Raw genomic sequence first — 24,880 nt, 5'->3', positions numbered from 1 at the left:
TATACCTTTGTCTCTGTATTTGTAAAACGAAATACAATGGCTATATTTAACAACAAAGAAAGAGATAATAGAAACATTATGGCAGCAGACAATACATTAGGAAGCAGCAACCGCATCGTAGCGGAAACAAAATTCAAAGGAGAAATCCACTCTAAATCCGATTTTAGAATTGATGGAGAAGTAGAAGGTACTTTTGAAACTTCTGGTAAATTGGTGATAGGCAGAACCGGTGTAATTAAAGGCACTGTGATTTGCGAAAACGCCGATATCGAAGGCAAAGTAACTGGTACCCTAAAAGTAAGTAGTGTACTCAGCTTAAAATCAACCGCTGTGGTAGAAGGTGAAGTACACGTCGATAAACTTGCTATCGAACCAGGTGCTGTATTCAACGTAACTTGTACAATGAAAGGGGCTAAATCTTTTGTAAATGACAACAAACCTCAACCCCTTGAAAAAGTCAATAAATAAGCAGAGTAACTCCTCACAAGCAAAACTACAAATGGCTATGCGTATAGCCATTTGTAGTTTTTGGTATTTGGCAGGTTGGGCAATAGGTACTGGTACTTTGTACAGCTGCTACAACTATAGTATAGAATCACAAGGTGTTAGCTTGTTCTATTCATTAGATAAGTTATTGCTTTTTCATTGTGGCATTTCAGTTTTAGTGTTTATCATCATTCTTGTGGTACACTTAAAACGCCCCTTATACACCGCCTTTGCCTTTGTAGCGGGCTTTGTACTGCGACTTATAGCTGTGATTCTCTTCTGTTTACCTTTAGAAAAACTCACAAACTCTCAACCCCTATACGAACTACTTTTTATAGCCTTACCTACTTTCTATTTTATAGCCTTAGAAACAGTTATTGCCATTCGATTGGTGAAATCAGCAAGTCGACAAATTGACAAATCAACAAATTAATTATGCGCATTTTAGCTATAGACTACGGAACCAAACGCACAGGTATTGCTGTAACCGACCCCCTGCAAATTATCGCTTCGGGGCTTTGCACAGTAGAAACCCCTACCCTACTCGCTTTCCTAAAACAATACACTGCCGAGGAAGCCGTAGAAGCCTTTGTGATTGGGCAACCTAAACGACTCAACAACGAGGATTCCAGCGTAGAAACTCACATTCAGCAGTTTATAACACAATTGCAAAAAGAATTCCCTACAATCTCTATACATCGCCAAGACGAACGCTTTACCTCTAAACTCGCTTTCCAAACGATGATTGATAGCGGACTAAAAAAAAAACAACGCCAAAATAAGGCGCTCATCGATGAAATAAGTGCTACCATTATCTTACAAGAATTTTTATCAGGTAAGAAATAATAACAAAAATATTTAACCAATGAAAAAGTTTATTATCACTATTGTATGTATGTTGTGTGTTGCGCCTCTTCTTTTTGCGCAAACTCTTTCATCTCCTAACGGGAACCTCAAACTCTCATTTCGGCTTACTGAAAAAGGTACGCCTATGTATGCCTTAACTTTCAAAGGCAAAACAGTCATCAGCGAGAGTGCTCTGGGGTTTGTAATCAACCAAAAGGAGGATTTCAACAGCAATTTTGAAATCACAGATGTTCAATTTGCTGAAGCTAATAGTGTATGGCAACCCGTATTGGGCGAAAACAAAGAAATACGAGACCATCACAAAGAAATGTTCGTCCGTCTCACTCAAAAAAACAACGGACGACAATTGCACTTGCGCTTTCGCTTGTTCAACGACGGTTTAGGTTTCCGTTATGAATTTCCAGTGCAAGCTAACTTTCGTCACTTTAGAATTCAAGAAGAGCTTACTGCTTTCCAACTTTCGGGTAACCACAAGGCTTTTTGGATTCCCGCTGACTACGACACCAACGAGTTTCCTATTACCACTTCTGCTATTTCGGAAATTCCTAAACTTATCGACAAAGTGCGCGAAGAGCCTTTGGCTGCCAAAGCACCTACTCCCAATGTAGCTGTACAAACGCCTTTGATGCTCAAATCAAATGATGGATTGTACATCAATCTGCACGAGGCTGCTTTGGTAAATTACCCTTCAATGATGCTCAACGTCAGTGCTGTCGAACATCAGTTATCAGCTCATTTAGTCCCCGATAAGAATGGGGTAAAAGGCTATATTCAAACAGGTAGCGTAACGCCGTGGCGCACGATAGTAGTAAGCGATGATGCCCGTGATATTTTAGCTTCTAACCTTATCCTCAACCTCAACGAACCCTGTAAAATCGCCGATACTTCTTGGATTCACCCTACTAAATACATAGGCGTTTGGTGGGAGTATTTCATAGGAGGCGGCAGTACGTGGGCTTACTCCGATGACCGCGATATTACCATTGGCGTTACCGATTATACAAAACTAAAACCTAACGGACATCACGGTGCTAATACCGAGCACGTAAAACAATACATCGATTTTGCCGCTCAACACGGTTTTGATGCCGTTCTTGTGGAAGGTTGGAACGAGGGCTGGGAAGATAATTATGCTTACGACAAAGAGCGCATCTACAGCTTTACCAAAGCTTACCCCGATTTTGATGTACAAGCACTACACCAATACGCCGCTTCCAAAGGAGTAAAACTGATTATGCACCACGAAACTACCTCCTCAGTAGTTGATTACGAACGACACCTGCACGAGGCTTTCCGCTTTATGAACGACAATGGTTACGACGCCGTGAAAACAGGTTATGTTGGACCTATTATTCCGCGCAGCGAATACCACGACGGACAATGGATGGTAAATCACTACAACTATGTAGCCGAAACCGCTGCTAAGTACCGCATAATGGTCAATTCTCACGAGGCGGTGAGACCTACCGGTATGAGCCGTACTTACCCTAACTGGGTAGCCCAAGAGAGTGCACGCGGTACCGAATTTGAGTCGTTCAACGGCAATAGCCCCGAACATACTACTATCCTCCCCTTCACCCGCTTAATGGGTGGCGCTATGGACTATACCCCTGGTATTTTTGAAGGCGATTTGAGCCGATATGGCAACAACAAAGCCAAACGTAGCACTACCCTTGTGAAGCAGTTAGCGCTCTACGTAACAATGTACAGTCCGTTGCAAATGGCAGCCGACTTGCCCGAGAACTACGAAAAACACCTTGATGCTTTCCAATTTATCAAAGATGTGGCAGCCGACTGGGATAATACTTATATTTTAGAAGCCGAACCCGGCGATTACATCACCATTGCCCGCAAAGCTAAAGGTAAAAACGAGTGGTTTGTAGGCGCTATCACCGATGAAAACGCCCGTGAAGCTCTCGTTGATTTCAGTTTTCTACCCAAAGGAAAAACCTATACCGCTACCCTCTACACCGACGGTAAAAATGCCGATTGGCGTACCAATCCCAATAGTTACTCCATCAAAACAATGAAAGTAACTCAAAAAACCAAACTCAAACAACGCCTTGCCCCCAGTGGTGGCTTGGCTATAAGTATCAAGTGATTATGAAACATTTTTTTTTCATTATAGGCTTCATTTGCTGTGCTTCACTGAATGCCCAAGACCCGTGGTTGCTCAAAGCAGAGACCATCAACCCCGCGAACTATTACGGGGTTACAATAGGCAATGGAATGATAGGGATGCGTTCTTCTGCTGTACCCCTACAAATAGACCAAGTAATCATAGCAGGGTTGTACGATTACGGCAAAAGTAGGGTAGTTTCGGCTATGCCTAATATCAATCCATTACAACTGCGAATGGCTATTGATTACGAGGATATCAACACTCATTCTGTTAGTGATTTCACTCAAGAATTAGATATGCGCAATGGGGCGTTCTCAGGTCACTTCAATTTTAAAGACAAAGCTAAAGTTACCTACACTTATTATGCCTTGAGGCACTTGCCTCACACCTTGCTGTTAGACATCAGCATTACCCCTTTGCGCGATATTACACTTCTGGCAGAGAACATTCTAACCACCCCCGATGGCTTCCGCAACCCTCAAAACTACTTCAATGAAATCAATCCGCCTCACGCTCATATCCCATTGCTTACTACGGTGGCTCAAACACCAGCAGGGAATGCCAAAGTAGCAGTGAGTAACGCTTTTCTTTTTAGAAAAAAATATGGTGACGCTCCCCAAATATTGCACGAAATGAGAGACTACAATAGTCACCTAATGCAATTCACTCATAGACTAAAAGCAGGCGAAACCTATTCTTTCTCACTAATTGGCAACCTAATAAGCTCTCAGCACTCTGCCGACCCTTATAATCAAGCCGAAAGACTCTGTACTTACGCTTTCTTGCAGGGACACGAGGCGCTACTTGCAGGACATAACAAACAGTGGGCAAAACTCTGGGAAAGCAACATTGAGATTGAGGGAGATGCACAGGCTAATCAGGACATCCACAATATGTTATACCACTTATACGCTTCGGTAAGTGAGCTCCATTCCTTTTCTCTTTCTCCTTATGGGTTAAGCCACACAGGGTATATGGGACACATATTTTGGGATACCGAAATGTGGATGTATCCTCCTTTGTTATTATTGCACCCCGAAATAGCTAAAAACCTCGTCAACTATCGCTATCAAAGGTTAGAACGCGCCCAACACAACGCTGCTCTACACGGTTATCAAGGGGCGATGTTCCCTTGGGAAAGTGCCACATCAGGAGAAGAAGATACCCCCGTATGGGCACTAACAGGTACTTACGAGCATCACATCACTGCCGATATAGCTATAGCTGTATGGAATTACTATTGTGTAACTAAAGATAAAGAGTGGTTGCGTCGCATAGGCTATCCCATTTTAGAAAGTACCGCTACCTTTTGGCAAAGCCGAGTGAGTGAACAAGCTCCCTATCAAATTAAAAACGTAGTATGTGCCGATGAATGGGCTGAAAATGTAGATAACAACGCCTATACCAATGCAGCTGCTAAACTGAATTTGCTCTACGCTATTGCTGCTGCCAAAGTATTAGGGATAAAAGCTAACCCTCAATGGAAAACCATAGCCGAACAGCTCGTTTTCAGCACAATGGATAATGGCGTAACCCGTGAACACGATAGCTATACGGGGCAAGCAATCAAGCAAGCCGATGTAAACCTATTAGCTTATCCATTAAAAGTAATTACCGACAAAAAGCAAATACACAAAGATTTAGAGTATTACAAAGACAAAGTGCCTTACAACGATACTCCTGCGATGACTCAGGCTATATTCTCTCTCTTATACAGCCGATTAGGCGACCGAGAAAAGGCTTATAAGTACTTCACTGAAGCCTATCACCCTAACCTTTTGCCTCCTTTTAGAGTAATGGCCGAAACCAAAAATGGTAAGACTCCTTATTTCCTCACCGGAGCAGGAGGCGTACTACAAACGGTGATGATGGGCTTTGGAGGCTTAGATATATCCGAAGAAAAAGGCATACAACAACTGAAAACTGTAATGCCCACACATTGGAAAAAAATCACTTTAAAAGGTATCGGAATTGACAAAAAAACATATATCATATCAAATGAATAAACCTCAATCACACCCTCCTAAAGCTAAACAAATACCTCATATATTCACCGAATTTGGCAACAAGCGCACCGATAATTACTATTGGTTACGCGAGCGCGAAAACCCTGAAGTCATTACTTATTTAGAAGCCGAAAACGCCTACTATCAGGCGCAAACAGCACACACCAAACCTTTGCAAGAAACGCTCTTTGCCGAAATGAAAAGCCGCATCAAAGAGAACGACAGTTCTGTGCCTTACTTTTACAACGGTTATTGGTATCAAACTCGTTATGAAGAAGGTAAGGATTACCCTATTTATGTGCGCTACAAACAAACGCTCGAAGCTCCCGAAGAAGTGCTTTTCGATTGTAATGCGATGGCTAAAGGCAAAGCCTACTTTCACCTCGATAGCTTTGCCATAAGCGACGACAACCAGTGGGCGGTTTTTGGGGTGGATATGGTATCTCGCCGGCAATATACGTTGCAAATCAAGAACCTCAGCACAGGTGAAATACTGCCCTATAAAATCAAAAATACTAACGGACAAGCAATTTGGGCAGCCGATAATCGTGCCATTTTCTATGTAAAGAACAATATCCAAACCCTGCGTTCTTTCAAAGTATACCGCCATATTCTAGGTACTGACCCCAAAGACGATGTACTGATTTTCCACGAAAAAGACGATACTTTCGATGTGTTCGTCTACCGCGAGAAGTCTCGCAAATACCTTGTGATAGGCAGCGAAAGTACCCTTACATCCGAATATCAAATCTTAAACGCCAATACCCCTCTCGAGGCTTTCAAAGTATTCCAACCCCGCACACGAGGCTTGGAATACGATATAGCTCATTATGAGGAGTATTTTTATATTCTCACCAATAAAGACGGTGCGACTAACTTCAAACTGATGCGTACCCCCGAAAGTGCTACAACTTCCGAGCATTGGGAAGAGGTAATTGCCTATCGTCCCGAAGTACGCCTGAACGATATAGAAATTTTCAAAGATTACTTAGTAGTCGAAGAAGTGTATAACGGCTTAGAACGCATACAAATACGCTCGTGGGATGGCTCAAAAACGCATTACCTCCCCTTCAACAGCGAAACTTATACCGCCTATACTACTCAAAATATAGATTTCAACACCGAATGGCTCCGCTACAACTACCAATCATTGGCAACTCCTGCCTCTATTATAGAATATAATATGCGCACTGGCGAAGAGCGCCTGCTAAAAGAACAAGAAGTATTAGGCGGGAACTTCAACAAAGATAATTATATAGAAGAACGCCTTTGGGCAACTGCCCCCGACGGAGTAAAAGTTCCCATTTCGCTCATCTACCGCAAAGACATAGTGAAAAACGGGCAAAATCCTTTGTTACTGTACGGTTATGGCTCGTACGGAGTAACCATCAATCCTTATTTTTCTACCACTCGTTTGAGCTTGTTAGACCGCGGTTTTATCTATGCTATTGCACATATCCGCGGGGGAGAATATTTAGGTCGCCAATGGTATGAAGATGGCAAACTCCTCAAAAAGAAAAACACATTTACCGATTTTATCGCTTGTTCTCAGTTTCTCATCGCCGAAGGCTACACCTCTCCCGAACATCTATTTGCCGAAGGTGGCTCGGCTGGAGGTTTGCTAATGGGTGCCGTGGTGAATATGGCACCGCAATTGTATAAAGGCATTATCGCATCAGTGCCTTTTGTGGATGTGGTAACCACAATGCTCGACGACAGTATTCCGCTCACTACGGGCGAATACGACGAGTGGGGAAATCCTAATAACGAGGAATATTACAATTATATGCTCTCCTATTCCCCTTACGACCAAGTGCGAGCCCAAGCCTATCCAGCAATGTACGTGAGTACCGGTTTGCACGACTCACAAGTTCAGTATTGGGAGCCCGCCAAATGGGTAGCTAAACTGCGAGAACTCAAAACCGACGACCATCCGCTGTATTTAGATACCAATATGGAAGCTGGTCACGGCGGTGCCTCAGGACGCTTTGAAGCCCTAAAAGAAACTGCAAAAGAATACGCTTTCCTGCTAACTTTGCATAATCAATAATAGCCTTTTTTGTGTCATACTTTGTAGGGGCGTTTTGCAAACGCCTACATAGTAACGATTACTTTAATAATCAGTCATTTTACCTACATTGTAGAAACAATTAGCCAAGCACTCTATTTAAAAATTTGATATATGGTTTTTTAACCTCTCAACAAATATAAGAAACTCCTGTTTTATAATTCACTTAAAACATTAAAAATCTTACCTTTATAACTCAAAATTCAAATAATAGAACACTCCGTATTATTTGAATTTTTTATTTTTTTACTCAATTATTTGCTCACCTTATTTTTTTTTCGTAAAATTGCACCCGCTAAAAAAGTATCCTTTCAGATACTTATCTAATTGATTTTTAAGATAAACATACAACAGAAAGAAATAAAATATGGGTTTTTTCGATTTCTTAACAGAAGAAATAGCAATAGATTTGGGTACTGCCAATACACTTATCATTCATAATGACAAGGTGGTAGTCGATAGCCCTTCTATTGTAGCATTAGATAGAACAAACAAAAAAATTATAGCCGTCGGGCAAGAAGCTCGCTTGATGCAAGGGAAAACTCACCCTAACATCACTACTGTACGCCCCCTAAAAGACGGGGTGATTGCCGACTTCGACGCTTCCGAGCAAATGATTGGTATGCTCATCAAAAGCATCCCTGCTTTGCGCAAACGCTTCTTTTCTCCATCATTGCGTATGGTGGTGTGTATCCCTTCAGGGATTACCGAAGTGGAAACTCGTGCCGTTCGCGAATCGTGTGAACGCGTAAATGGTAAGGATATCTACCTCGTGCACGAACCTATGGCAGCCGCTATTGGTATTGGGCTCGACATTATGCAACCGAAAGGTAATATGATTATCGATATAGGTGGGGGTACTACCGAAATCGCTGTCATTGCCCTCGGAGGTATAGTATGCGACAAATCAGTGAAAATCGCGGGGGACATCTTCAACTCCGATATCGTTCACTATATGCGTACCCAGCACAACCTCTACGTGGGTGAAAGTACTGCCGAGAATATCAAAATCACCGTAGGTGCTGCTACCGAAGACCTCGATGCTCCACCCGATGACATTATGGTACAAGGGCGCGACTTGCTCACTGGTAAACCTAAACAAGTGCAAGTATCTTACCGCGAAATGGTAAAAGCCCTCGATAAATCTATTTTGCGTATTGAGGACGCTATTATGGAAACCCTTTCACAAACACCTCCTGAACTCGCCGCCGATATCTACAATACCGGTATTTATATGGCTGGTGGGGGCTCTATGCTCCGCGGTTTAGACAAGCGTATCTCTATGAAAACCGACCTCCCCGTATATGTAGCCGAAGATCCTTTGCGCGCCGTTGTACGTGGTACCGGTATCACCCTAAAAAATATCAATAAATTTAGAAGCATCCTACTTAAATAGGTTTCAGCTGTTAGGTTTTAGGTCTCAGGCTTTACCCCCTGACACCCAACACCTAACCCCTGTTACCTGACACCTGACACCTAATATGAACCAAATCATCCAATTTTTCATTAGAACGAGGAACTTTTTCGTGTTCCTCCTGCTGTTTCTATGCGCTATTGGTTTGGTTTTTAGAAGTAATTATTACCCTCAAAGTGCCTATATCAATTCGGCAAATGCCCTATCGGGGAAACTTTATGCTTTTTCTAACTATTGGGCACAGTACTTCAGTTTGAAAAGCCAAAATGAAGCCTTAACCGAAGAAAACCGTAGCTTGCGTGACCAAGTACTCCAAATGCAAGAACAATTGCGACAAACAAAAGGTATTGATAGCCTCGGCTTCACCACCACCGATTCACTGAAGTACAAAGTCCTAAAAGCTAATGTAATCAATAACAGTTTCCGCCTCCAAAAAAACTACCTCACTATTGATAAAGGAAGTAAAGATGGCGTAAAACAGGATATGGGCGTACTCTCACCACGAGGTGTCGTAGGAATTATAGAAAACACTTCAGGTCATTTTGCAACTGTACAGAGCGTGCTCAACAGCCGTTCAGCCCTCAATGCAATGGTAAAACGCACCCAGCATTTCGGTTCTTTACACTGGAATACCAAAGAAGTAAACAAAGTACAATTACTCGAAGTTCCAAATATCGCCCCTATCCAAAACGGCGACACCATCGTAACAGGTGGTATGTCTAACATTTTCCCTAAAGGAATCCCTATTGGTAAAATTGTACATTTCGAGAAAAGCAAGTTCGATAATACCTTCATCATCGATGTATGGCTCTTTACCGATATGTCTAACCTCGATTATGTATACCTCATTGAAAACAAAGATAAAGATACTATTTCAGCTTTAGAAAAACAAAACCCAAAATGACGCACCCACTTGTAAAAAATACCTTTCTATTCATAGCATTAGTACTTTTGCAAGTGCTTATTTTCAATCATATAGAGTACTGGGGCTATGTAAACCCGATGATTTACATCGTGTTCCTTTTGGTAGCTCCTTATCGTGAAAACCAAGTACCCTATCTGTTAGCTGCCTTTGCTATAGGTCTCTGTATAGATATTTTTTCTAACACTGGAGGCTTGCACGCCGCTAGTTGTGTATTGATAGCCTACTGCCGAAAAAGTATCTTACTCATCGTCTTTGGCAGGAATTTTGAGTATCAAGAAATGGACTTAGCCAGCTATCCATTCACCAAAATCTTTAGTTATACAACCCTAATGGTGGTAGTGCATCACACCCTATTCTATTTCTTAGAAATATTCAATTTCAACCATTTGCTACTTACTTTTACTAAAATTATAGGGGCATCTATCTTCACTATCATCGTTTGCTTGCTCACTATTTATCTGTTTAGTAAAAATAAGAAATGAGAAAACTCCTGCTGCCCATCATTATCATATTCACTGCCGTCGTAATCTTGTTGCGATTGTTCTTCCTGCAAATCGTCTTCCACGACGATAGCAACAACATCGATAATATTGCTATCGAAACTGTTTACGACTACCCCGAACGCGGCTATATCTACGACCGCAACGGCGAACTTTTGGTCTCTAATCAACCCGCTTACGACGTGATGGTTATTCCCAGCGAAGTGAAAAATTTAGATACTCTCGAACTCTGTAGCTTGTTAGAACTCGAAAAAAACGACTTTAGAGAACGTCTCCAAAAAGCTCGCGACTATTCGCGCAAAAAACCATCAGTAATCGTACACCAACTCTCCAAAGACGATTACGCCATACTCCAAGAAAAAATGCGCAAATTCCAAGGTTTCTATATACAAAAACGTATGCTCCGCAGTTACCTCACTCACAATGCAGGGAATGTATTGGGCTACATAAGTGAAGTAAACGAATGGGAACTCAAAAAAAATCCTTACTACCTCGCTGGTGAACTCATCGGGCGTAGCGGAGTTGAAAAACAATACGAAGAGTTTTTGCGCGGCAAGAAAGGAGTACAATACTTCCAAAAGGACAAGCACAACGCTGCTATCGAACGTTATAAAAATGGCGCGATGGATACCCTGCCTATTATGGGGCAACCCTTACAACTCACTATCGATATAGGTTTGCAGGCTTATGGCGAACAACTGATGCAACACAAACACGGCGGTATTGTTGCCATTGAACCTAAAACAGGCGAAATTCTCGCTCTCATCTCCGCCCCTACTTTCGACCCCGCCTTGTTAGTAGGACGCGAACGCTCCAAAAACTACACCGCTCTCTACAACGATTCTATCGCCAAACCTCTCTACGACCGTACACTACTCGCCGAATATCCCCCAGGGTCTCCTTTCAAAGTAATAAATGCGCTCATCGGCTTGCAGGAAGGGGTCATCACTCCTCAAAGTGTGTTCAGCTGTGGCGGGGGCTATCGATATGGCGGACATATTATGCGCTGCCACTGTGGGCGTAGTTCTAACGACCTTTTGCACGGTATCGCACTCTCTTGTAATGCCTATTTTGCCAATACTTACAAGCGCGCCATCGATATGAAAACCACCTCAGCAGTAGGTATGGACAAATGGAACGCTCACGTGCGCAGTTTTGGACTTGGCGGCTTCCTCGGCTGTGACCTCCCTACAGGGCGTGCGGGCAAAGTGCCTAATACCGCTCTGTACGACAAACAATATGGCGTTAAACGATGGAACGGCACAAGCAACATTTCCAACGCTATCGGGCAAGGTGAAATACTCACCACCCCCATACAGCTCGCCAATGTAATGGCTGCCATCGCCAATAAAGGGTATTTCTACACTCCTCATATTGTAAAACAAATCGACAACAAACAAACCCCTTTTCAAGAATACACTGTGCCCAAGCACACCACTATAGACCCTAAACACTTCGAGCCCGTAATCAAAGGAATGAATATGGCTTATTTAGCTGGTACTGCGCGCCGTACTCAAATTGATGGCATCAATATTGCGGCAAAAACAGGAACAGCCGAGAACTTTATTAGGGTCAATGGCAAGCGTATGCAACTTACTGACCACTCTATATTTGTTGCCTTTGCTCCTGTAGAAGACCCTAAAATAGCTATCGCCGTATTTGTAGAAAATGGTTATTACGGAGCTCGTGTTGCCGGACCTATCGCATCCCTAATGATTGAAAAATACCTCAAAGGTGAAGTATTTCGTTGTGACCTCGAACGCCAAATGCTCGAAAAAAGCCTCGAACACGAATACCTAAAACCTTATTTAGGACAAAAATTTTATATCAATCAGTAAGGTGTATATTGCTCCTTTAATGTATACTTACCTTGACAGTTACATTTCCTAAGCTAATGATTGATACTACTGAAAATATTTCATAATCATTAATTTAACGTCTGTTCGATATAACAGAACATTGATTTACAGTTTTGTAACATAATATATTCACAAAATAATTCACCGCTAGGTGAAAATTCGTGAGATAATAAAAAAATAAAGACTTTTATGCACTCTCAATTTCGTGAAAATTCGTGTAATTCGTGGAAGATTAAAAATATTTTACTGATTGTTAAATAATTACTTACGCCGAACTCACGTTAATTTATATATTTTTTATAGAAAAATGGAAATAGTAATCAATAAAAAAAATAGCAACCAAACAGCAAATACAAAACATTGCTCTTGATATTTCTTGGGCTAAAATCGCACGTAAGTATTTCGGTCAATCCGCTTCTTGGATATACGACAAAATAGACGATGCTGACAATGGTTTTACTGAAACAGAGAAAGATACTTTCAGAGGAGCTCTATACGACTTAGCCGAACGCATTCGTAAAACTGCTGATAATTTTAAATAACGTTCAGATACGCCTTTTTGACTATCTTTTAAAAATATGAAACCAATATTCAACGACTATCAAAAAAAGTTATCAGATATTATTTTAGAGAATAACGCCATCTCGCCTTTGAGTGAACTCTACTCCAACGAAATAAGAGAGTTAGCCGTGGTGTGGACTGATAAAGATTTGATGCCTCATTAGTTGTTATATTAAAAATGAAAAAATATCACTATCACATATATTTGTTCTCTTTTTGTACATTTTTCTTTTTATCTCTTATAGGAAATGCACAAAAAAGTTCGAGCTATGAGTTTTATAATAAAACAAAGAGCCTCGGAATTGGTTTAGTGAAAGTAGAAAGTGATATCATAACTATTAACAGTCAGACCCTTAACAAGAGTTTAAACGAATATATATACACTCCTAAGTATATAGTACCAATATTCTTCAAACCTGAATATAATATTTTTTATATCGTTTGTCTCGGTGACCAAAAAGAATACTATAAAGTTTTATCGGCGAATGGTGAAGAATATTTGGTATCCAAAGCACAAACAAAATTTATATCTTGGGAAGATTTCTTAAAAAATACTACAGGAATTTCCAATTTAGATTGGAGCAAAAATCCCTTGCGAAAAGAACCTTTTGAAAAGTCGAAAATCATTAAATTAAAAGATACCGATGCGACATTCAATATAATAGGAGTGAAAAAAGATTGGATTGAAATACAAAGTGATAACAATACAAATGAGAAAGGCTGGATTCAATGGAAAAAAGAAAATAGATTATTAATAGAAATCTATCTACTGATTTGATTCTGCTTGCCTCGATAAATCGATAAATATGAAAAAAATAATCCTTGCCTCAGGCTCACCGCGCCGCCAGCAGTTCCTAAAAGAGTTAGACCTCCCCTATGAGGTCATTCTCAAACCCGTAGACGAGACTTACCCTGCACACTTGCAGCGCGAGCAAATCACTGATTATTTGGCACAACTAAAAGCCACACCTTTTGCAGGAGAAATACCTCCTAACTGCGTGCTCCTCACTTCCGATACCATCGTGTGGCACGAGGGCAAAGCCTTGGGCAAACCCAAAGACACTGCCGATGCCTTTGCAATGTTGCATTCACTCTCTGGCAAGACCCACGAGGTAATTACTTCCGTATGCTTTACCACCGATGAAAAGCAAGTTACCCAGCACTGCATCACCAAAGTAACTTTCAAAGAACTTTCTAACGACGAAATCAGCTATTACATAACTAAATATCAACCATTCGACAAAGCAGGAGCTTACGGCATCCAAGAATGGATTGGGCATATAGGCGTTATCGCTATCGAAGGTTCTTATAACAACGTAATGGGACTGCCTACGCACTTAATTAGCAAATTCGTAAATTCGTAAATTCACAAAATATGAAAAAATTTCTTTACATAACATTCACTCTCTTAGCTTTATCCGCTTGTAAAAATACCTCCACAAGCGATAAACAAGAAAAAGAAGGCATTACCATTCTGCAAGATAGCATTAAAACGCTCACTTCTTCCAATTTTGAAAACGTGGTAACTGATGATCCTAACCCTGAGCTTGTTGCTATTGTAAAAGATGCCCTACAAAAAGTCGATTCTCTTTACAAAGGAGAAGAAAATTGGCAGTACACTTACTTTTCTAAAGACAGCATCGCCAAAACTACTATCAAAGCAGGTAAGTTCTTTAACAACCAACCTTATGTAGTGGTTCATATTGATGATAGGATAATAGAATCATTAGTAGAAGTGTACAAAATAGAAAAAAACCGCACTTTTAGAAAGAAACTCTCGTATATAGACGACTTCACTTATGCCGTGCACGATTCTGTTTTCGATGCCAACGGCGATAGTATTAATGATTTTAATATAGATTGGTGGACAACAGGTGCTTTTGGTTCCAGCATTATCTATATTTATCTGTTCGATCCTAAAACCGAAAAATTTTCTACTGCTTACGAGTTTGATAACGCTACTTTTTACCCCAAAGAAAAAATCATACGAGGAGTAGAGGCTGGTTTTGGAGGAATATCAGGCTTGTACAAGATGAAATGGGTAGGCGATAAAAGCGATAAAACAGAAGATATAGAATACATCTATCCCGATTACACTACCAAAGGCAAAACCTTTATACGGACTAAGACTCCAAGTGAATATCCCGAACGAAAAGAGGGGGAACTTCTCAAAAAAGTCCCCGAAGAATACCGTGACCAGAAAGATTGGTTTTTACGGTATCAGGAAAGAGGCGGTTTACCCTTCCTTGAATTAATCTTAAAAGACAGAAAATAAACACTATCCATTATGAGAAAACTTCTCTTCTTGCTCCTACTCCCTTGCTTATTTTCCTTTACAGAGAAGAATAAACAATATCAAACTGAGGATTTTCGTATGGATATAGTACTCACTAATGGGGACACAATCCCTATTATTGAAAATCTAAATCAATTTTATGAAAATAGGGCAAAGGTAGTGAAAGTCTCATCAGCGAAAATTAAAGTTGATATAAAATTCTGTGGCAAATCTGATGTAGATGACAATGTGAAATACATTTCAATGAACCCTAAACTTAAAAGAGCTATTGCGAGTTGTGGTACTGCTTATGTTTTAGAACAGAATGGAAAGACCTATTATATACATAGTACAAAAGAGTTTAACTGTGGTGAACAACAAAATGTAGTGTTAAAAGTTAAAATCTTAAAGATATTAGAACTCAGCACAGGAGAATACTATAACTTAATGGTAATAGATAAATGAGATTTCTTATAAAAAACTATTTTTCCTTTTATACTGGAGGACAAAAAGATATGATTTACATTAAAGAAGCAAAACCTATTGATAAATGACGACTCGTAAAGTGAAATATATTATTGTTTTTGTGTACTTTTGTTCTTTTTTCTTGTACTCACAGGAAAAACATTGCATTACTTTTACGGATAACACTTGTGCTTGTAAGTCTTGTTATACTGATTATTATGCTTATACAGATATAGATGTTTACAAAATAGATGCTATTCATTATACTCAAAAAGAATTTAAAGCGAGTTTTTACCCTTGTGGAGATGGACAAAAGGGAGATAATTTTTTCCTTTTAGATACCGTAGCACGTTTTTTGCCTAAAAAAATAAAGAAAAAAGTACATAACTATTATCGCAAAAAAGGACTTGACACCACTGCTTATCTATTTATACAAGAAAAGGATTCTTTTCCTGCAGTTGTTTTGGAGAAAAACGCTTCTTTTATAAAGCGAATGTGCAAAAAAACAAAGTTAGATATGAAGAAAAATATAATTGCAACAGCTTTAGTTTTTCCCATTTTTATAAAAGGTGAAATCTACCACCAAATAGTAGTCGAAAAATTGAAAGAGCAATGAAAGCAGTTAATTTCTCTGATTATCAGTCGCTTTTTGGTATATTGTAGGGGCGAATGGCAATTCGCCCTCTATAGAATGGCAATTCGCCCTCTATAGAAATTCTAAAACAAAAAAACAAACATTATACATTATGAAAAAACTTATACTTTTGCTCCTATTTCCATTAGCCCTGCAAGCACAAGCATTGGTGGAGAAAACCCCACCCGATTATATCAAAACCATTATTTTCAAAGCCGATGCCAACGATAAAAACCAATTCCCTATCGTGCGCCGTAACGAGTCGTTTAGTTTGCAGTTCGATGACCTCGGGGGGAATGAGGAGACTTACTACTACAAAATCACCCATTGCAATGCCGATTGGTCTGCCTCTTCTCTACTGAAAAGCGAATACCTCAAAGGTATTGATAACCAACCGCTACAGCCCGAGAGCAACTCCTATGGCACCCTGCAAGGTTATTCACATTACCGCCTTACTTTCCCTAACGAACTCACCAAAATCACTCTCAGTGGCAACTATATGCTCTCTATCACCGATAGTTATGGCACAGAGCTTTTTTCACGCCGTTTTGTGCTCTATACACCCCAAGTGAATGTACTCACCGAAGTAAAACGCGCTCGCGATTTGCAGTATTTCGATACCCAACAAGTGGTGCAGTTCACCATTCGGCAGAAAGATTTCAGACTTGATAATCCCAATGTAGCAGTGAAAGTAGCTATCCTGCAAAACTACCGTTGGGATACGGCTATTACGGGCGTAAAACCTCAGTATATAATGGGTAACGACCTCGTGTATCGCTACGACCGCGAAACAGCTTTCTGGGGCGGCAATGAGTATTTCTATTTCGATAGCAAGGATATACGAGTGCCTGCATCGGGTATTTCGCATATCGACCGTAGCAAATGGGTGAACAGCTACCTCTTTCCTAATGTAAGTCGTGCGAGCAATGTCTATACCTATTATCCCGATATCAATGGCGATTTCTTGGTTACTACGCTCAACGGGATGAACCCTGCTAACGAAGCCGATTACACCCAAGTGCATTTCGCCTTAGAAGGCAAATCTACTTTTTGGAATAAAGAAGTGTATGTATATGGCAAGTTCAGTAACTACGAACTCCGCGATGAGTACAAACTCACTTATGACGAAAAAGATGGTCTTTTCAAAGGAAAAGTACTTCTTAAACAGGGATTTTACAACTATAAGTTTGCTACCAAAGCAGGCAACACTGTTGATTTTAATGAGATAAGTGGTAATTTTCAGCAGACAGAAAACACTTACCTCGTGCTTGTATACTACCGTGCTCCTGGCGCTCTCTATGACGAAGTAGTAGGTATCGGCTCTGCCTCTGGCGCGAATATCACTCAATAGTGACGAGTGACAAATGACGAATTATTGTACATCGTTACACTTTGCCAAAGTTTTAATTGCTCGTCGTGCTACGACCTTTGGCAAAGTATATAAATGAAAATCAAATACTTTTAGAGTATGTTGTGTAGGGGCGTTTTGCAAACGCCCACATAAAACAAAACTTTTCCCCCCCTTTTTTAGATGTTTTTCTCATCAAAAAAGTAGTTTTTACGGATTGTCCCCCTTAGGGGGTTCGGGGGCAATTGTTAAGAATATGTTATGTACGGGCGTTTTGCAAACGCCCACACAAAACAAAACCTTTTAGCCCCCTTTTTAGATGTTTTTCTCATCAAAAAAGTAGCTTTTACAGATTGTCCCCTTCGGGGGTTCGGGGGCAATTGTTAATTATTAATTGTTAATTATTAATTATTAATTGGAAAACTTAGCAGAACGTATGCGCCCCACTTCACTTGCGCAATATGTGGGACAAGAGCACTTAGTAGGAGCTCAAGGGGCTTTGCGCCAACAGATAGAACGCGGTCTTTTGCCATCGCTTATCTTTTGGGGTCCCCCAGGTACGGGGAAAACCACGTTGGCAAATATCATTGCGCACCAAAGCAATCGCGCTTTCTATACCCTGAGTGCCATTAGTTCAGGGATTAAGGATGTGCGCGAAGTAATTGACCAAAGCAAGCAAAGCGGCGGACTCTTCACTACCCAAAATCCTATCGTTTTCATCGATGAAATTCACCGATTTAACAAAACCCAACAAGATTCCCTCTTGCAGGCTGTCGAAAAAGGTTGGATTACTCTCATTGGAGCAACTACCGAAAACCCCAGTTTTGAGGTGATTCCTGCCTTGCTCTCTCGTTGCCAAGTGTATATCCTCAAGGCTTTTGAGCGCAAGGATTTAGAACAACTGCTCCACAATGCCATTACCCGAGATGCGATTCTCAAAACCAAAGATATCCAACTGCAAGAAACCGAAGCCTTACTAAAACTCTCAGGCGGTGACGGTCGCAAGCTACTCAACACTTTTGAGCTGGTTATAAATGCTACCCCCGACGGTGAACCTGTTGTTATTACCAACGATAGTGTATTGCACCTCGTGCAGAAAAACACCGTACTCTACGACAAAACGGGTGAACAACACTACGATATCATTTCGGCTTTTATCAAATCAATACGGGGCAGCGACCCCAATGGGGCTGTTTATTGGTTGGCACGAATGATTGAAGGCGGTGAAGATGTGAAGTTTATCGCACGCCGTATGCTCATTCTCGCTTCGGAAGATATAGGCAATGCGAACCCTACAGCAATGATTTTGGCAAACAACACCTTTCAGGCAGTAACCACTATTGGTTATCCTGAGGCGCGTATTATTCTCAGTCAGTGTGCTATATATCTCGCTTCTTCACCTAAGAGCAATGCTTCTTATAAGGCAATCAACAAAGCCCAACAAGTGGTAAAGCAAACGGGCGACCTCAGTGTGCCTATCCACCTGCGCAATGCCCCTACCAAACTGATGAAAGAACTGGGCTATGGCAAAGACTATCAATACGCTCACGATTATGAGAGCAATTTTGCCTTTCAGGATTACCTCCCTGATGAATTACAAGGTGAAACCTTCTATGAACCCTCTGATAACCCCCGTGAGAATGCCTTACGCGACTACCTTAAAAAACTATGGGGCGACCGCTATGGGTATTAAAGATTAGGAATAAAACATAAAAAAGTTGCCTTCTTCAAAAGAGGACAACTTTTTTCTTTAGGTTATTTTATAATCTCATACTATTTGCAAGATGAAGTATAATCATCTACTAATTGTATCATACCTTCTTTAGTTAGAGTATTGTATTTGGTTACATCTAATGAAGAACAATTAACGTATTTGCTTAGTATTTTTTGTATTTTTTCAGTACTTTTGGAACCGAAAGTAGTTTTAGTTCCTAAATAAACTGCTTTATCAGCTTTTTTAATCTTCAAGTAGTAATCTTCAGGATATTTGCTGTGAGCCAATACGTAGTTTCCGTCCTTTTCATAGAGGATTTCGAAGAACTGAGCAGCTCCTGAAAGCACATTTAGATCTGAACCTCCGTGACCAAAAAAACCATCTTCACTACCTTTTGCTCCTAAGAAACAACGTTCGCCTATACAGAATTTATTGCCGTCTTTAGCTTTAAAGTACAAATCTTTTTCTCCTTCTCTTTTGAGTTTTACTGTAGTTCCATAAGAGGTAAGATCAGACATATTTTTATCCTTACCAATAATTGCATCTACCGATTGGAATTCAATAGTGATGAGACCTTCTTTTTTATCACCCTTAGCATCTATCACGTAACCCGCAGCATCATAGATATTTACTGTTTGTTTTTTAGCTTCTTCTACCATTGCATTGTTCTGCTCATTGATAGTATTCTTCTTATCTTCTATGAATTGGTTGAAACGTTCTGACATATCGCCAAAAGGATATCCATTAGCATACAATCTCTTAACAATGCGTTTATTAGCATCATTCATTTTTGTTAGCTGACTAAATACAGGGATTTCTTTTTCGTCATAGGTTTTGATGATGAAAAATTCTTTGTCCTTTTGGTTGAAATTATGGTGTTTAGCAGTTGCCACCACATTGCCTTTGCTATCGGTTACTGTAAAGTTGTTGATAACAATACCTCCATCGCCAGATTCTTCTTTTCTTTTGATGAAGCCTATCTTCTTGCCATTTTTAACGATTACCTCACCTTCTACCGAAAGATTATCGGCAGTTGCCAAATTATCTTCAGTTTGATTGGTGTTTTTCTCTTGTTGGAAAATATTATCCCATTTTTCAGAGAAAGGACGATCTGAAGTTTGGAAGAAAGCTGTTACTACCGCAGGGTCGATACCTTTTTCGGTAAGTAAGTTTGTCCCCGATTTGTAAACACAATCGATAACGTATTTCTCTCCAGAGAAAGTAAACTTCACTTTATCAGGAATTTCCACCTCTCTAATCACTCCATTGGCATTAGAGAACTCTATCCAGCGGTGTGGAGCTGTGTTTCCTTGAGCGGTTTCTTCAGTAAGGAAAGCTCTGAACAGCAAATTGTTAGAAAGATCGCTAAATACGAATTTGCCATCTTTTTTCTCAAACTTAGCAACAGGAGTTCCATCTATTTGGAGTTCTCCTTTTTTCACTTTGAAACTTTGAGCACAAACATTCATTACTGAAAGTATGGCTACTAAAAACAAGATTTTTATTCTTTTCATTTGTAAAAACAATTAAATTACAATTGCAAATGTATGAATATTTTAGCAACCGACAAATAAAATAGTGGTTTGTTTGCCAATTGAAAAAAAGTTTATACCTTTGTGCCAATATTGGTGTATCACTACACTTTGCCAAAGTTTTTAATGGCTCGTCGTGCTACAACTTTTGGCATAGTTGATTAAAGAAACTATATACTAAATACTACCCCTAATTGTTAATTATTAATTGTCAATTGTTAATTGAAAAAGATGCTTCTTTTCTTTAAAAACCCCAAAAACACTATTTATGTGGTAGCTACCGAAGTTGCCCTTACTGAGACCGACCTCAACAAACTGAAATGGCTGTTTGGCAATGCCCAGCAACTCCCCTTCTCTACCCTTAGCGGTACTTTCATCGGACCCCGCGCGGCGATGATTACCCCTTGGAGTACCAATGCGGTGGAAATTACCCAAAATATGGACATCCACGGGATTACCCGTATCGAGGAGTTCCACGAGGTAACCGACCCCAATACCCCTTTCGACCCTATGCTCTTCGAGCGATACAACGGTCTTACTCAAGAGAGTTTTACTATCGACATTCAACCGCAAACAACACTCGAAATTGATGATATCGAGGCGTATAACCAACAAGAGGGACTTGCGCTAAGCGCCGAAGAAGTTGCCTATCTGCAAAATCTCTCTCAACAATTGGGGCGCAAACTCACCGACTCGGAAGTGTTTGGCTTCTCACAAATTAACTCTGAACACTGTCGCCATAAAATCTTCAACGGTACTTTTGTTATCGACGGTGAGGAAAAGCCTTCTACCCTTTTCAAACTCATTAAAAAGACATCACAAGAACACCCTAATAGCATTGTTTCGGCTTATAAGGACAATGTGGCTTTCATCCAAGGAGCTACTGTCGACCAGTTTGCACCCAAAAGTGCCGATAAACCCGATTTCTACGAGGTGAAACCTTTTGAGGCAGTGCTCTCACTCAAAGCCGAAACCCACAACTTCCCCACTACGGTAGAGCCTTTCAACGGGGCGGCTACAGGTTCGGGAGGTGAAATACGCGACCGTCTCGCGGGCGGACAAGGTTCTTTGCCTTTGGCAGGGACAGCTGTGTATATGACGGCTTACCCCCGATTGGAAGAAGACCGCCCTTGGGAAAAAGGAATGGCTCAGCGCCAATGGTTGTACCAAACGCCAATGGATATCCTCATCAAAGCCTCTAACGGGGCAAGCGATTTTGGTAATAAATTTGGGCAACCACTCATTACGGGCTCTCTCTTCACCTTTGAACACGAAGAAGGCGGACGCAAATTAGGCTTTGACAAAGTGATTATGCAAGCAGGAGGTGTGGGTTATGCCAAAGCCTCACAAGCCATAAAACACACTCCCAAGGAAGGCGACAAAATCGTTATCTTAGGCGGTGAAAACTACCGCATTGGTATGGGAGGTGCTGCTGTATCATCTGCCAATACAGGGGCTTTTGGCACAGGTATCGAGCTCAATGCGGTACAGCGTTCTAACCCCGAAATGCAAAAACGCGCTGCCAATGCGATTCGCGCAATGGTAGAATCGGACGAGAACCCTATCGTTTCTATACACGACCACGGGGCTGGCGGACACCTCAACTGCTTATCGGAACTCATAGAAGAAACCGGTGGTAAAATCGACTTAGACAAACTGCCCGTAGGCGACCCTACTCTATCGGATAAGGAAATTATAGGTAATGAATCTCAAGAGCGTATGGGATTGGTATTGCCCAATTCGGCTATTGCCAAACTAAAAACCATTGCCGACCGCGAGCGTGCGCCTATGTACGAGGTAGGTGTGGTTACCAGCGACAAGCATTTCAGCATTGCCTCTGCAAAGAAAGGTACCCGCCCAATGGATTTAGACCTCAGCGCGCTCTTTGGCAGTTCGCCAAAAACAGTAATGACCGATGAAACAGTAGTTACTAACTACGAAGAGTTACACTACTATACAAGTCAGTTACAGAACTATTTGGTACAGGTACTGCAATTAGAAAGTGTGGCTTGTAAAGACTGGCTTACCAATAAGGTAGACCGTTGTGTAGGGGGCAAAGTCGCCAAACAACAATGTGCAGGCGCACTACAACTCCCTTTGAACAACGTTGGGGTGATGGCTTTGGACTATAATGGCAAAGAAGGAATCGCTACCAGTATTGGTCATTCGCCTCTTACGGCACTTATCAGCCCTACTGCAGGCAGTCGCAATGCCATTGCCGAAGCACTGACTAACATTGTTTGGGCGCCACTAAAAGACGGCTTGCAAAGTGTATCGCTATCCGCCAACTGGATGTGGGCGTGCCGCAATAAAGGAGAAGATGCGCGTTTGTACGAAGCCGTAGAAGCAGCTTCTAATTTTGCGATTGAATTGGGTATCAATATCCCTACTGGTAAAGATTCCCTATCAATGAAACAAAAATACCCCGACGGTGGTGATGTGATTGCCCCAGGTACGGTGATTATTTCGGCTGCTGCCCATTGTACTGACGTGCAAAAAGTAGTAGAGCCTGTGTTCAAAAAGAACGGAGGTAATATTTACTATATCAACTTTTCAGACGATAGTTTTAAATTAGGAGGTTCAGCTTTTGCCCAAATCCTCAACCGTATAGGCGAGGAAGCCCCTACCATCAAAGATGCTACCTACTTTAAAGACGCCTTTAATGCACTCCAAGAACTGATAAAAGAAGGTAAAATACAAGCAGGACACGACATTGGTAGTGGCGGACTTATCACAACGCTCTTAGAAATGTGTTTTACCGAAAACGGCTTAGGAGCAAATATTGATCTCAGCGAGCTCTTTTTCGGTGAAGACCTTATCAAAACCCTCTTTGCCGAAAACGCAGGGGTAGTAATACAAGCCGATAGCAGTGTTGAAGCAACAATATTCACTGAATACTCTTTAGAGTGGGCAAATATAGGCGAAGTAACTACTTCTGAAGAACTTGTCATTCATCATTCAGGCAAAGAACACCACTTTAACATTCCTGAATTGCGCGATGTGTGGTATCTCACTTCTTACCTGTTGGACAAACAACAAACGAAAAACGACAAGGCAACCGAGCGTTATCAAAACTACTCCGAACAGCCTTTACAATACACTTTCCCAGCGCATTTCACGGGTGAAAAACCCGCACGCCCCGCAGGCAAACGCCCTATAGCAGCAGTGATACGCGAAAAGGGTAGCAACTCCGAGCGCGAAATGGCAAATGCCCTTTACTTAGCAGGCTTTGATGTGAAAGACGTGCATACCACCGACCTCATCAGCGGACGTGAGACTTTAGAAGATGTACAATTTATAGGGGCTGTAGGTGGTTTCTCTAACTCCGATGTCTTAGGCAGTGCCAAAGGTTGGGCAGGAGCTTTGCTTTACAACGAGCAAGCTAAAAAAGCATTAGACAGCTTCTTTGCCCGTCCCAACACCCTTTCAGTAGGTATCTGCAATGGCTGTCAGTTGTTTATGGAATTAGAAGTCATCAATCCTGAGCACACTGAGCACGGCAAGATGTGGCATAATGATAGTGGCAAGCACGAAAGTGGTTTTGTATCAGTAACCATTCCAGAGAACAACTCGGTGATGCTCTCCACCCTTGCAGGCAGTACCTTAGGGGTATGGATATCGCACGGCGAAGGAAAATTCCACTTGCCATTGGCAGAAAATCAGTACAATATCGTAGGTAAATACGCTTATCAGGAGTACCCTGCAAACCCTAACGGCTCTGATTACAACACGGCTATGTTATGCGACAAAACAGGACGACATTTGGTTACGATGCCCCATATAGAGCGTTCAGTTTTTCCTTGGCAATGGGCATACTATCCAAGTGAAAAAACAGCGGTTAGCCCTTGGTTAGAGGCATTTATCAATGCCCGCAAGTGGATTGAAGCACGTAATGCCAAATAAAAATGGTAAACAAAATCTTAAAAAAATAAGTGTTTTAAGTATTAAAATTACGCTAAAAGGGGCTTATAGAGCCCCTTTTATATTAAACTTTTGTTAAACTTAAAAATACACTTGACAAGTACTGTTTTATTCGTACCTTTGCATCGCAATGAGGGTGGTAGCTCATTGTAAACTTCAAATAATAGTTTTCATAATTTAAAG

Annotated in this window: 21 protein-coding genes; 20 read left to right on the top strand and 1 reads right to left on the bottom strand. The window is 41.1% G+C overall.

Annotated elements, in window-relative coordinates; translation table 11 throughout:
- Positions 1–36: 36 nt before the first annotated feature.
- From JMN12_RS13050 to JMN12_RS12960, 19 genes are all read left to right on the top strand, one after another.
- The gene (locus JMN12_RS13050) at positions 37–468 is read left to right on the top strand and encodes a polymer-forming cytoskeletal protein (protein ID WP_002680142.1); all 432 of its coding nucleotides are present in this window, start codon (positions 37–39) and stop codon (positions 466–468) included.
- Between the two features lie 37 nt (positions 469–505).
- Positions 506–919 (top strand): hypothetical protein, encoded by a 414-nt coding sequence (locus JMN12_RS13045; RefSeq protein WP_238423916.1) that lies wholly within the window; start codon positions 506–508, stop codon positions 917–919.
- Between the two features lie 2 nt (positions 920–921).
- On the top strand, positions 922–1,332 hold the full coding sequence (gene ruvX / locus JMN12_RS13040) for a Holliday junction resolvase RuvX (protein ID WP_198466747.1): 411 nt from the start codon (positions 922–924) through the stop codon (positions 1,330–1,332).
- 19 nt (positions 1,333–1,351) lie between these two features.
- Positions 1,352–3,454: a glycoside hydrolase family 97 protein gene (locus JMN12_RS13035; protein WP_203139652.1), complete on the top strand. Its 2,103-nt coding sequence runs from the start codon at positions 1,352–1,354 to the stop codon at positions 3,452–3,454.
- A 2-nt stretch (positions 3,455–3,456) separates the two neighbouring features.
- Complete coding sequence (locus JMN12_RS13030; protein WP_203139650.1) at positions 3,457–5,481, top strand: glycoside hydrolase family 65 protein; 2,025 nt, start codon at positions 3,457–3,459, stop codon at positions 5,479–5,481.
- Positions 5,474–7,531: a S9 family peptidase gene (locus JMN12_RS13025; protein ID WP_203139648.1), complete on the top strand. Its 2,058-nt coding sequence runs from the start codon at positions 5,474–5,476 to the stop codon at positions 7,529–7,531. The genes JMN12_RS13030 and JMN12_RS13025 overlap by 8 nt, the downstream gene beginning before the upstream one ends.
- Before the next feature lie 385 nt (positions 7,532–7,916).
- Positions 7,917–8,945: a rod shape-determining protein gene (locus tag JMN12_RS13020; protein WP_002680118.1), complete on the top strand. Its 1,029-nt coding sequence runs from the start codon at positions 7,917–7,919 to the stop codon at positions 8,943–8,945.
- Between the two features lie 85 nt (positions 8,946–9,030).
- Entirely contained in the window at positions 9,031–9,867 is an 837-nt protein-coding gene (gene mreC, locus JMN12_RS13015) for a rod shape-determining protein MreC (RefSeq protein ID WP_088593627.1), read from the top strand.
- The gene (mreD, locus tag JMN12_RS13010) at positions 9,864–10,370 is read left to right on the top strand and encodes a rod shape-determining protein MreD (RefSeq protein WP_088593626.1); all 507 of its coding nucleotides are present in this window, start codon (positions 9,864–9,866) and stop codon (positions 10,368–10,370) included. Before mreC ends, mreD begins: the two co-directional genes overlap by 4 nt.
- Positions 10,367–12,226: a penicillin-binding protein 2 gene (gene mrdA, locus JMN12_RS13005; RefSeq protein ID WP_203093798.1), complete on the top strand. Its 1,860-nt coding sequence runs from the start codon at positions 10,367–10,369 to the stop codon at positions 12,224–12,226. The genes mreD and mrdA overlap by 4 nt, the downstream gene beginning before the upstream one ends.
- A 344-nt stretch (positions 12,227–12,570) precedes the next feature.
- Positions 12,571–12,789, top strand: coding sequence for a DUF5053 domain-containing protein (locus JMN12_RS15535; protein ID WP_317193632.1), 219 nt, complete (start codon positions 12,571–12,573; stop codon positions 12,787–12,789).
- A gap of 36 nt (positions 12,790–12,825) precedes the next feature.
- Entirely contained in the window at positions 12,826–12,972 is a 147-nt protein-coding gene (locus JMN12_RS12995; protein WP_203083085.1) for a hypothetical protein, read from the top strand.
- A 14-nt stretch (positions 12,973–12,986) separates the two neighbouring features.
- Positions 12,987–13,586 carry a hypothetical protein gene (locus tag JMN12_RS12990; RefSeq protein WP_203083086.1) on the top strand — a complete coding sequence of 200 codons (600 nt, stop codon included), beginning with the start codon at positions 12,987–12,989 and terminating at the stop codon, positions 13,584–13,586.
- A gap of 28 nt (positions 13,587–13,614) precedes the next feature.
- Complete coding sequence (locus tag JMN12_RS12985; protein ID WP_203139647.1) at positions 13,615–14,172, top strand: Maf-like protein; 558 nt, start codon at positions 13,615–13,617, stop codon at positions 14,170–14,172.
- Positions 14,173–14,183: 11 nt separating this feature from the next.
- On the top strand, positions 14,184–15,083 hold the full coding sequence (locus JMN12_RS12980; RefSeq protein ID WP_203139645.1) for a hypothetical protein: 900 nt from the start codon (positions 14,184–14,186) through the stop codon (positions 15,081–15,083).
- A gap of 12 nt (positions 15,084–15,095) precedes the next feature.
- Complete coding sequence (locus JMN12_RS12975; protein WP_203139643.1) at positions 15,096–15,548, top strand: hypothetical protein; 453 nt, start codon at positions 15,096–15,098, stop codon at positions 15,546–15,548.
- Between the two features lie 100 nt (positions 15,549–15,648).
- The gene (locus JMN12_RS12970) at positions 15,649–16,164 is read left to right on the top strand and encodes a hypothetical protein (protein WP_317193631.1); all 516 of its coding nucleotides are present in this window, start codon (positions 15,649–15,651) and stop codon (positions 16,162–16,164) included.
- Between the two features lie 130 nt (positions 16,165–16,294).
- Positions 16,295–17,533 (top strand): DUF5103 domain-containing protein, encoded by a 1,239-nt coding sequence (locus JMN12_RS12965; protein ID WP_203139639.1) that lies wholly within the window; start codon positions 16,295–16,297, stop codon positions 17,531–17,533.
- Positions 17,534–17,966: 433 nt separating this feature from the next.
- The gene (locus JMN12_RS12960) at positions 17,967–19,223 is read left to right on the top strand and encodes a replication-associated recombination protein A (protein ID WP_203139751.1); all 1,257 of its coding nucleotides are present in this window, start codon (positions 17,967–17,969) and stop codon (positions 19,221–19,223) included.
- An 80-nt stretch (positions 19,224–19,303) separates the two neighbouring features.
- Here JMN12_RS12960 and JMN12_RS12955 read toward each other — a convergent pair whose 3' ends face one another.
- Positions 19,304–20,758, bottom strand: coding sequence for a hypothetical protein (locus JMN12_RS12955; RefSeq protein ID WP_203139637.1), 1,455 nt, complete (start codon positions 20,756–20,758; stop codon positions 19,304–19,306).
- A 249-nt stretch (positions 20,759–21,007) separates the two neighbouring features.
- Between JMN12_RS12955 and purL the strand changes: the two genes are divergently transcribed.
- Positions 21,008–24,679 (top strand): phosphoribosylformylglycinamidine synthase, encoded by a 3,672-nt coding sequence (gene purL / locus JMN12_RS12950; protein WP_203139749.1) that lies wholly within the window; start codon positions 21,008–21,010, stop codon positions 24,677–24,679.
- Positions 24,680–24,880: the final 201 nt, after the last annotated feature.

It is taken from the genome of Capnocytophaga genosp. AHN8471, from assembly GCF_016806945.1.
Classification (GTDB): domain Bacteria; phylum Bacteroidota; class Bacteroidia; order Flavobacteriales; family Flavobacteriaceae; genus Capnocytophaga; species Capnocytophaga periodontitidis.
The sequence above is the reverse complement of the archived record's forward strand: the minus strand, read 5'-3'. Positions and strand labels throughout refer to the sequence as shown.

Excerpts from the sequence above, each read along its gene's own strand:
- JMN12_RS13030 (WP_203139650.1), top strand. The coding sequence starts at position 3,457 with ATGAAACATTTTTTTTTCATTATAGGCTTCATTTGCTGTGCTTCACTG.
- JMN12_RS12995 (WP_203083085.1), top strand. The coding sequence starts at position 12,826 with ATGAAACCAATATTCAACGACTATCAAAAAAAGTTATCAGATATTATT.
- JMN12_RS13020 (WP_002680118.1), top strand. The coding sequence starts at position 7,917 with ATGGGTTTTTTCGATTTCTTAACAGAAGAAATAGCAATAGATTTGGGT.
- mreC (WP_088593627.1), top strand. The coding sequence starts at position 9,031 with ATGAACCAAATCATCCAATTTTTCATTAGAACGAGGAACTTTTTCGTG.
- JMN12_RS13045 (WP_238423916.1), top strand. The coding sequence starts at position 506 with ATGCGTATAGCCATTTGTAGTTTTTGGTATTTGGCAGGTTGGGCAATA.
- JMN12_RS13025 (WP_203139648.1), top strand. The coding sequence starts at position 5,474 with ATGAATAAACCTCAATCACACCCTCCTAAAGCTAAACAAATACCTCAT.
- mrdA (WP_203093798.1), top strand. The coding sequence starts at position 10,367 with ATGAGAAAACTCCTGCTGCCCATCATTATCATATTCACTGCCGTCGTA.
- JMN12_RS12990 (WP_203083086.1), top strand. The coding sequence starts at position 12,987 with ATGAAAAAATATCACTATCACATATATTTGTTCTCTTTTTGTACATTT.
- purL (WP_203139749.1), top strand. The coding sequence starts at position 21,008 with ATGCTTCTTTTCTTTAAAAACCCCAAAAACACTATTTATGTGGTAGCT.
- JMN12_RS13050 (WP_002680142.1), top strand. The coding sequence starts at position 37 with ATGGCTATATTTAACAACAAAGAAAGAGATAATAGAAACATTATGGCA.
- JMN12_RS12955 (WP_203139637.1), bottom strand. The coding sequence starts at position 20,758 with ATGAAAAGAATAAAAATCTTGTTTTTAGTAGCCATACTTTCAGTAATG.
- JMN12_RS12965 (WP_203139639.1), top strand. The coding sequence starts at position 16,295 with ATGAAAAAACTTATACTTTTGCTCCTATTTCCATTAGCCCTGCAAGCA.
- JMN12_RS12975 (WP_203139643.1), top strand. The coding sequence starts at position 15,096 with ATGAGAAAACTTCTCTTCTTGCTCCTACTCCCTTGCTTATTTTCCTTT.
- JMN12_RS12985 (WP_203139647.1), top strand. The coding sequence starts at position 13,615 with ATGAAAAAAATAATCCTTGCCTCAGGCTCACCGCGCCGCCAGCAGTTC.
- JMN12_RS12980 (WP_203139645.1), top strand. The coding sequence starts at position 14,184 with ATGAAAAAATTTCTTTACATAACATTCACTCTCTTAGCTTTATCCGCT.
- JMN12_RS13035 (WP_203139652.1), top strand. The coding sequence starts at position 1,352 with ATGAAAAAGTTTATTATCACTATTGTATGTATGTTGTGTGTTGCGCCT.
- ruvX (WP_198466747.1), top strand. The coding sequence starts at position 922 with ATGCGCATTTTAGCTATAGACTACGGAACCAAACGCACAGGTATTGCT.
- mreD (WP_088593626.1), top strand. The coding sequence starts at position 9,864 with ATGACGCACCCACTTGTAAAAAATACCTTTCTATTCATAGCATTAGTA.
- JMN12_RS12960 (WP_203139751.1), top strand. The coding sequence starts at position 17,967 with ATGCGCCCCACTTCACTTGCGCAATATGTGGGACAAGAGCACTTAGTA.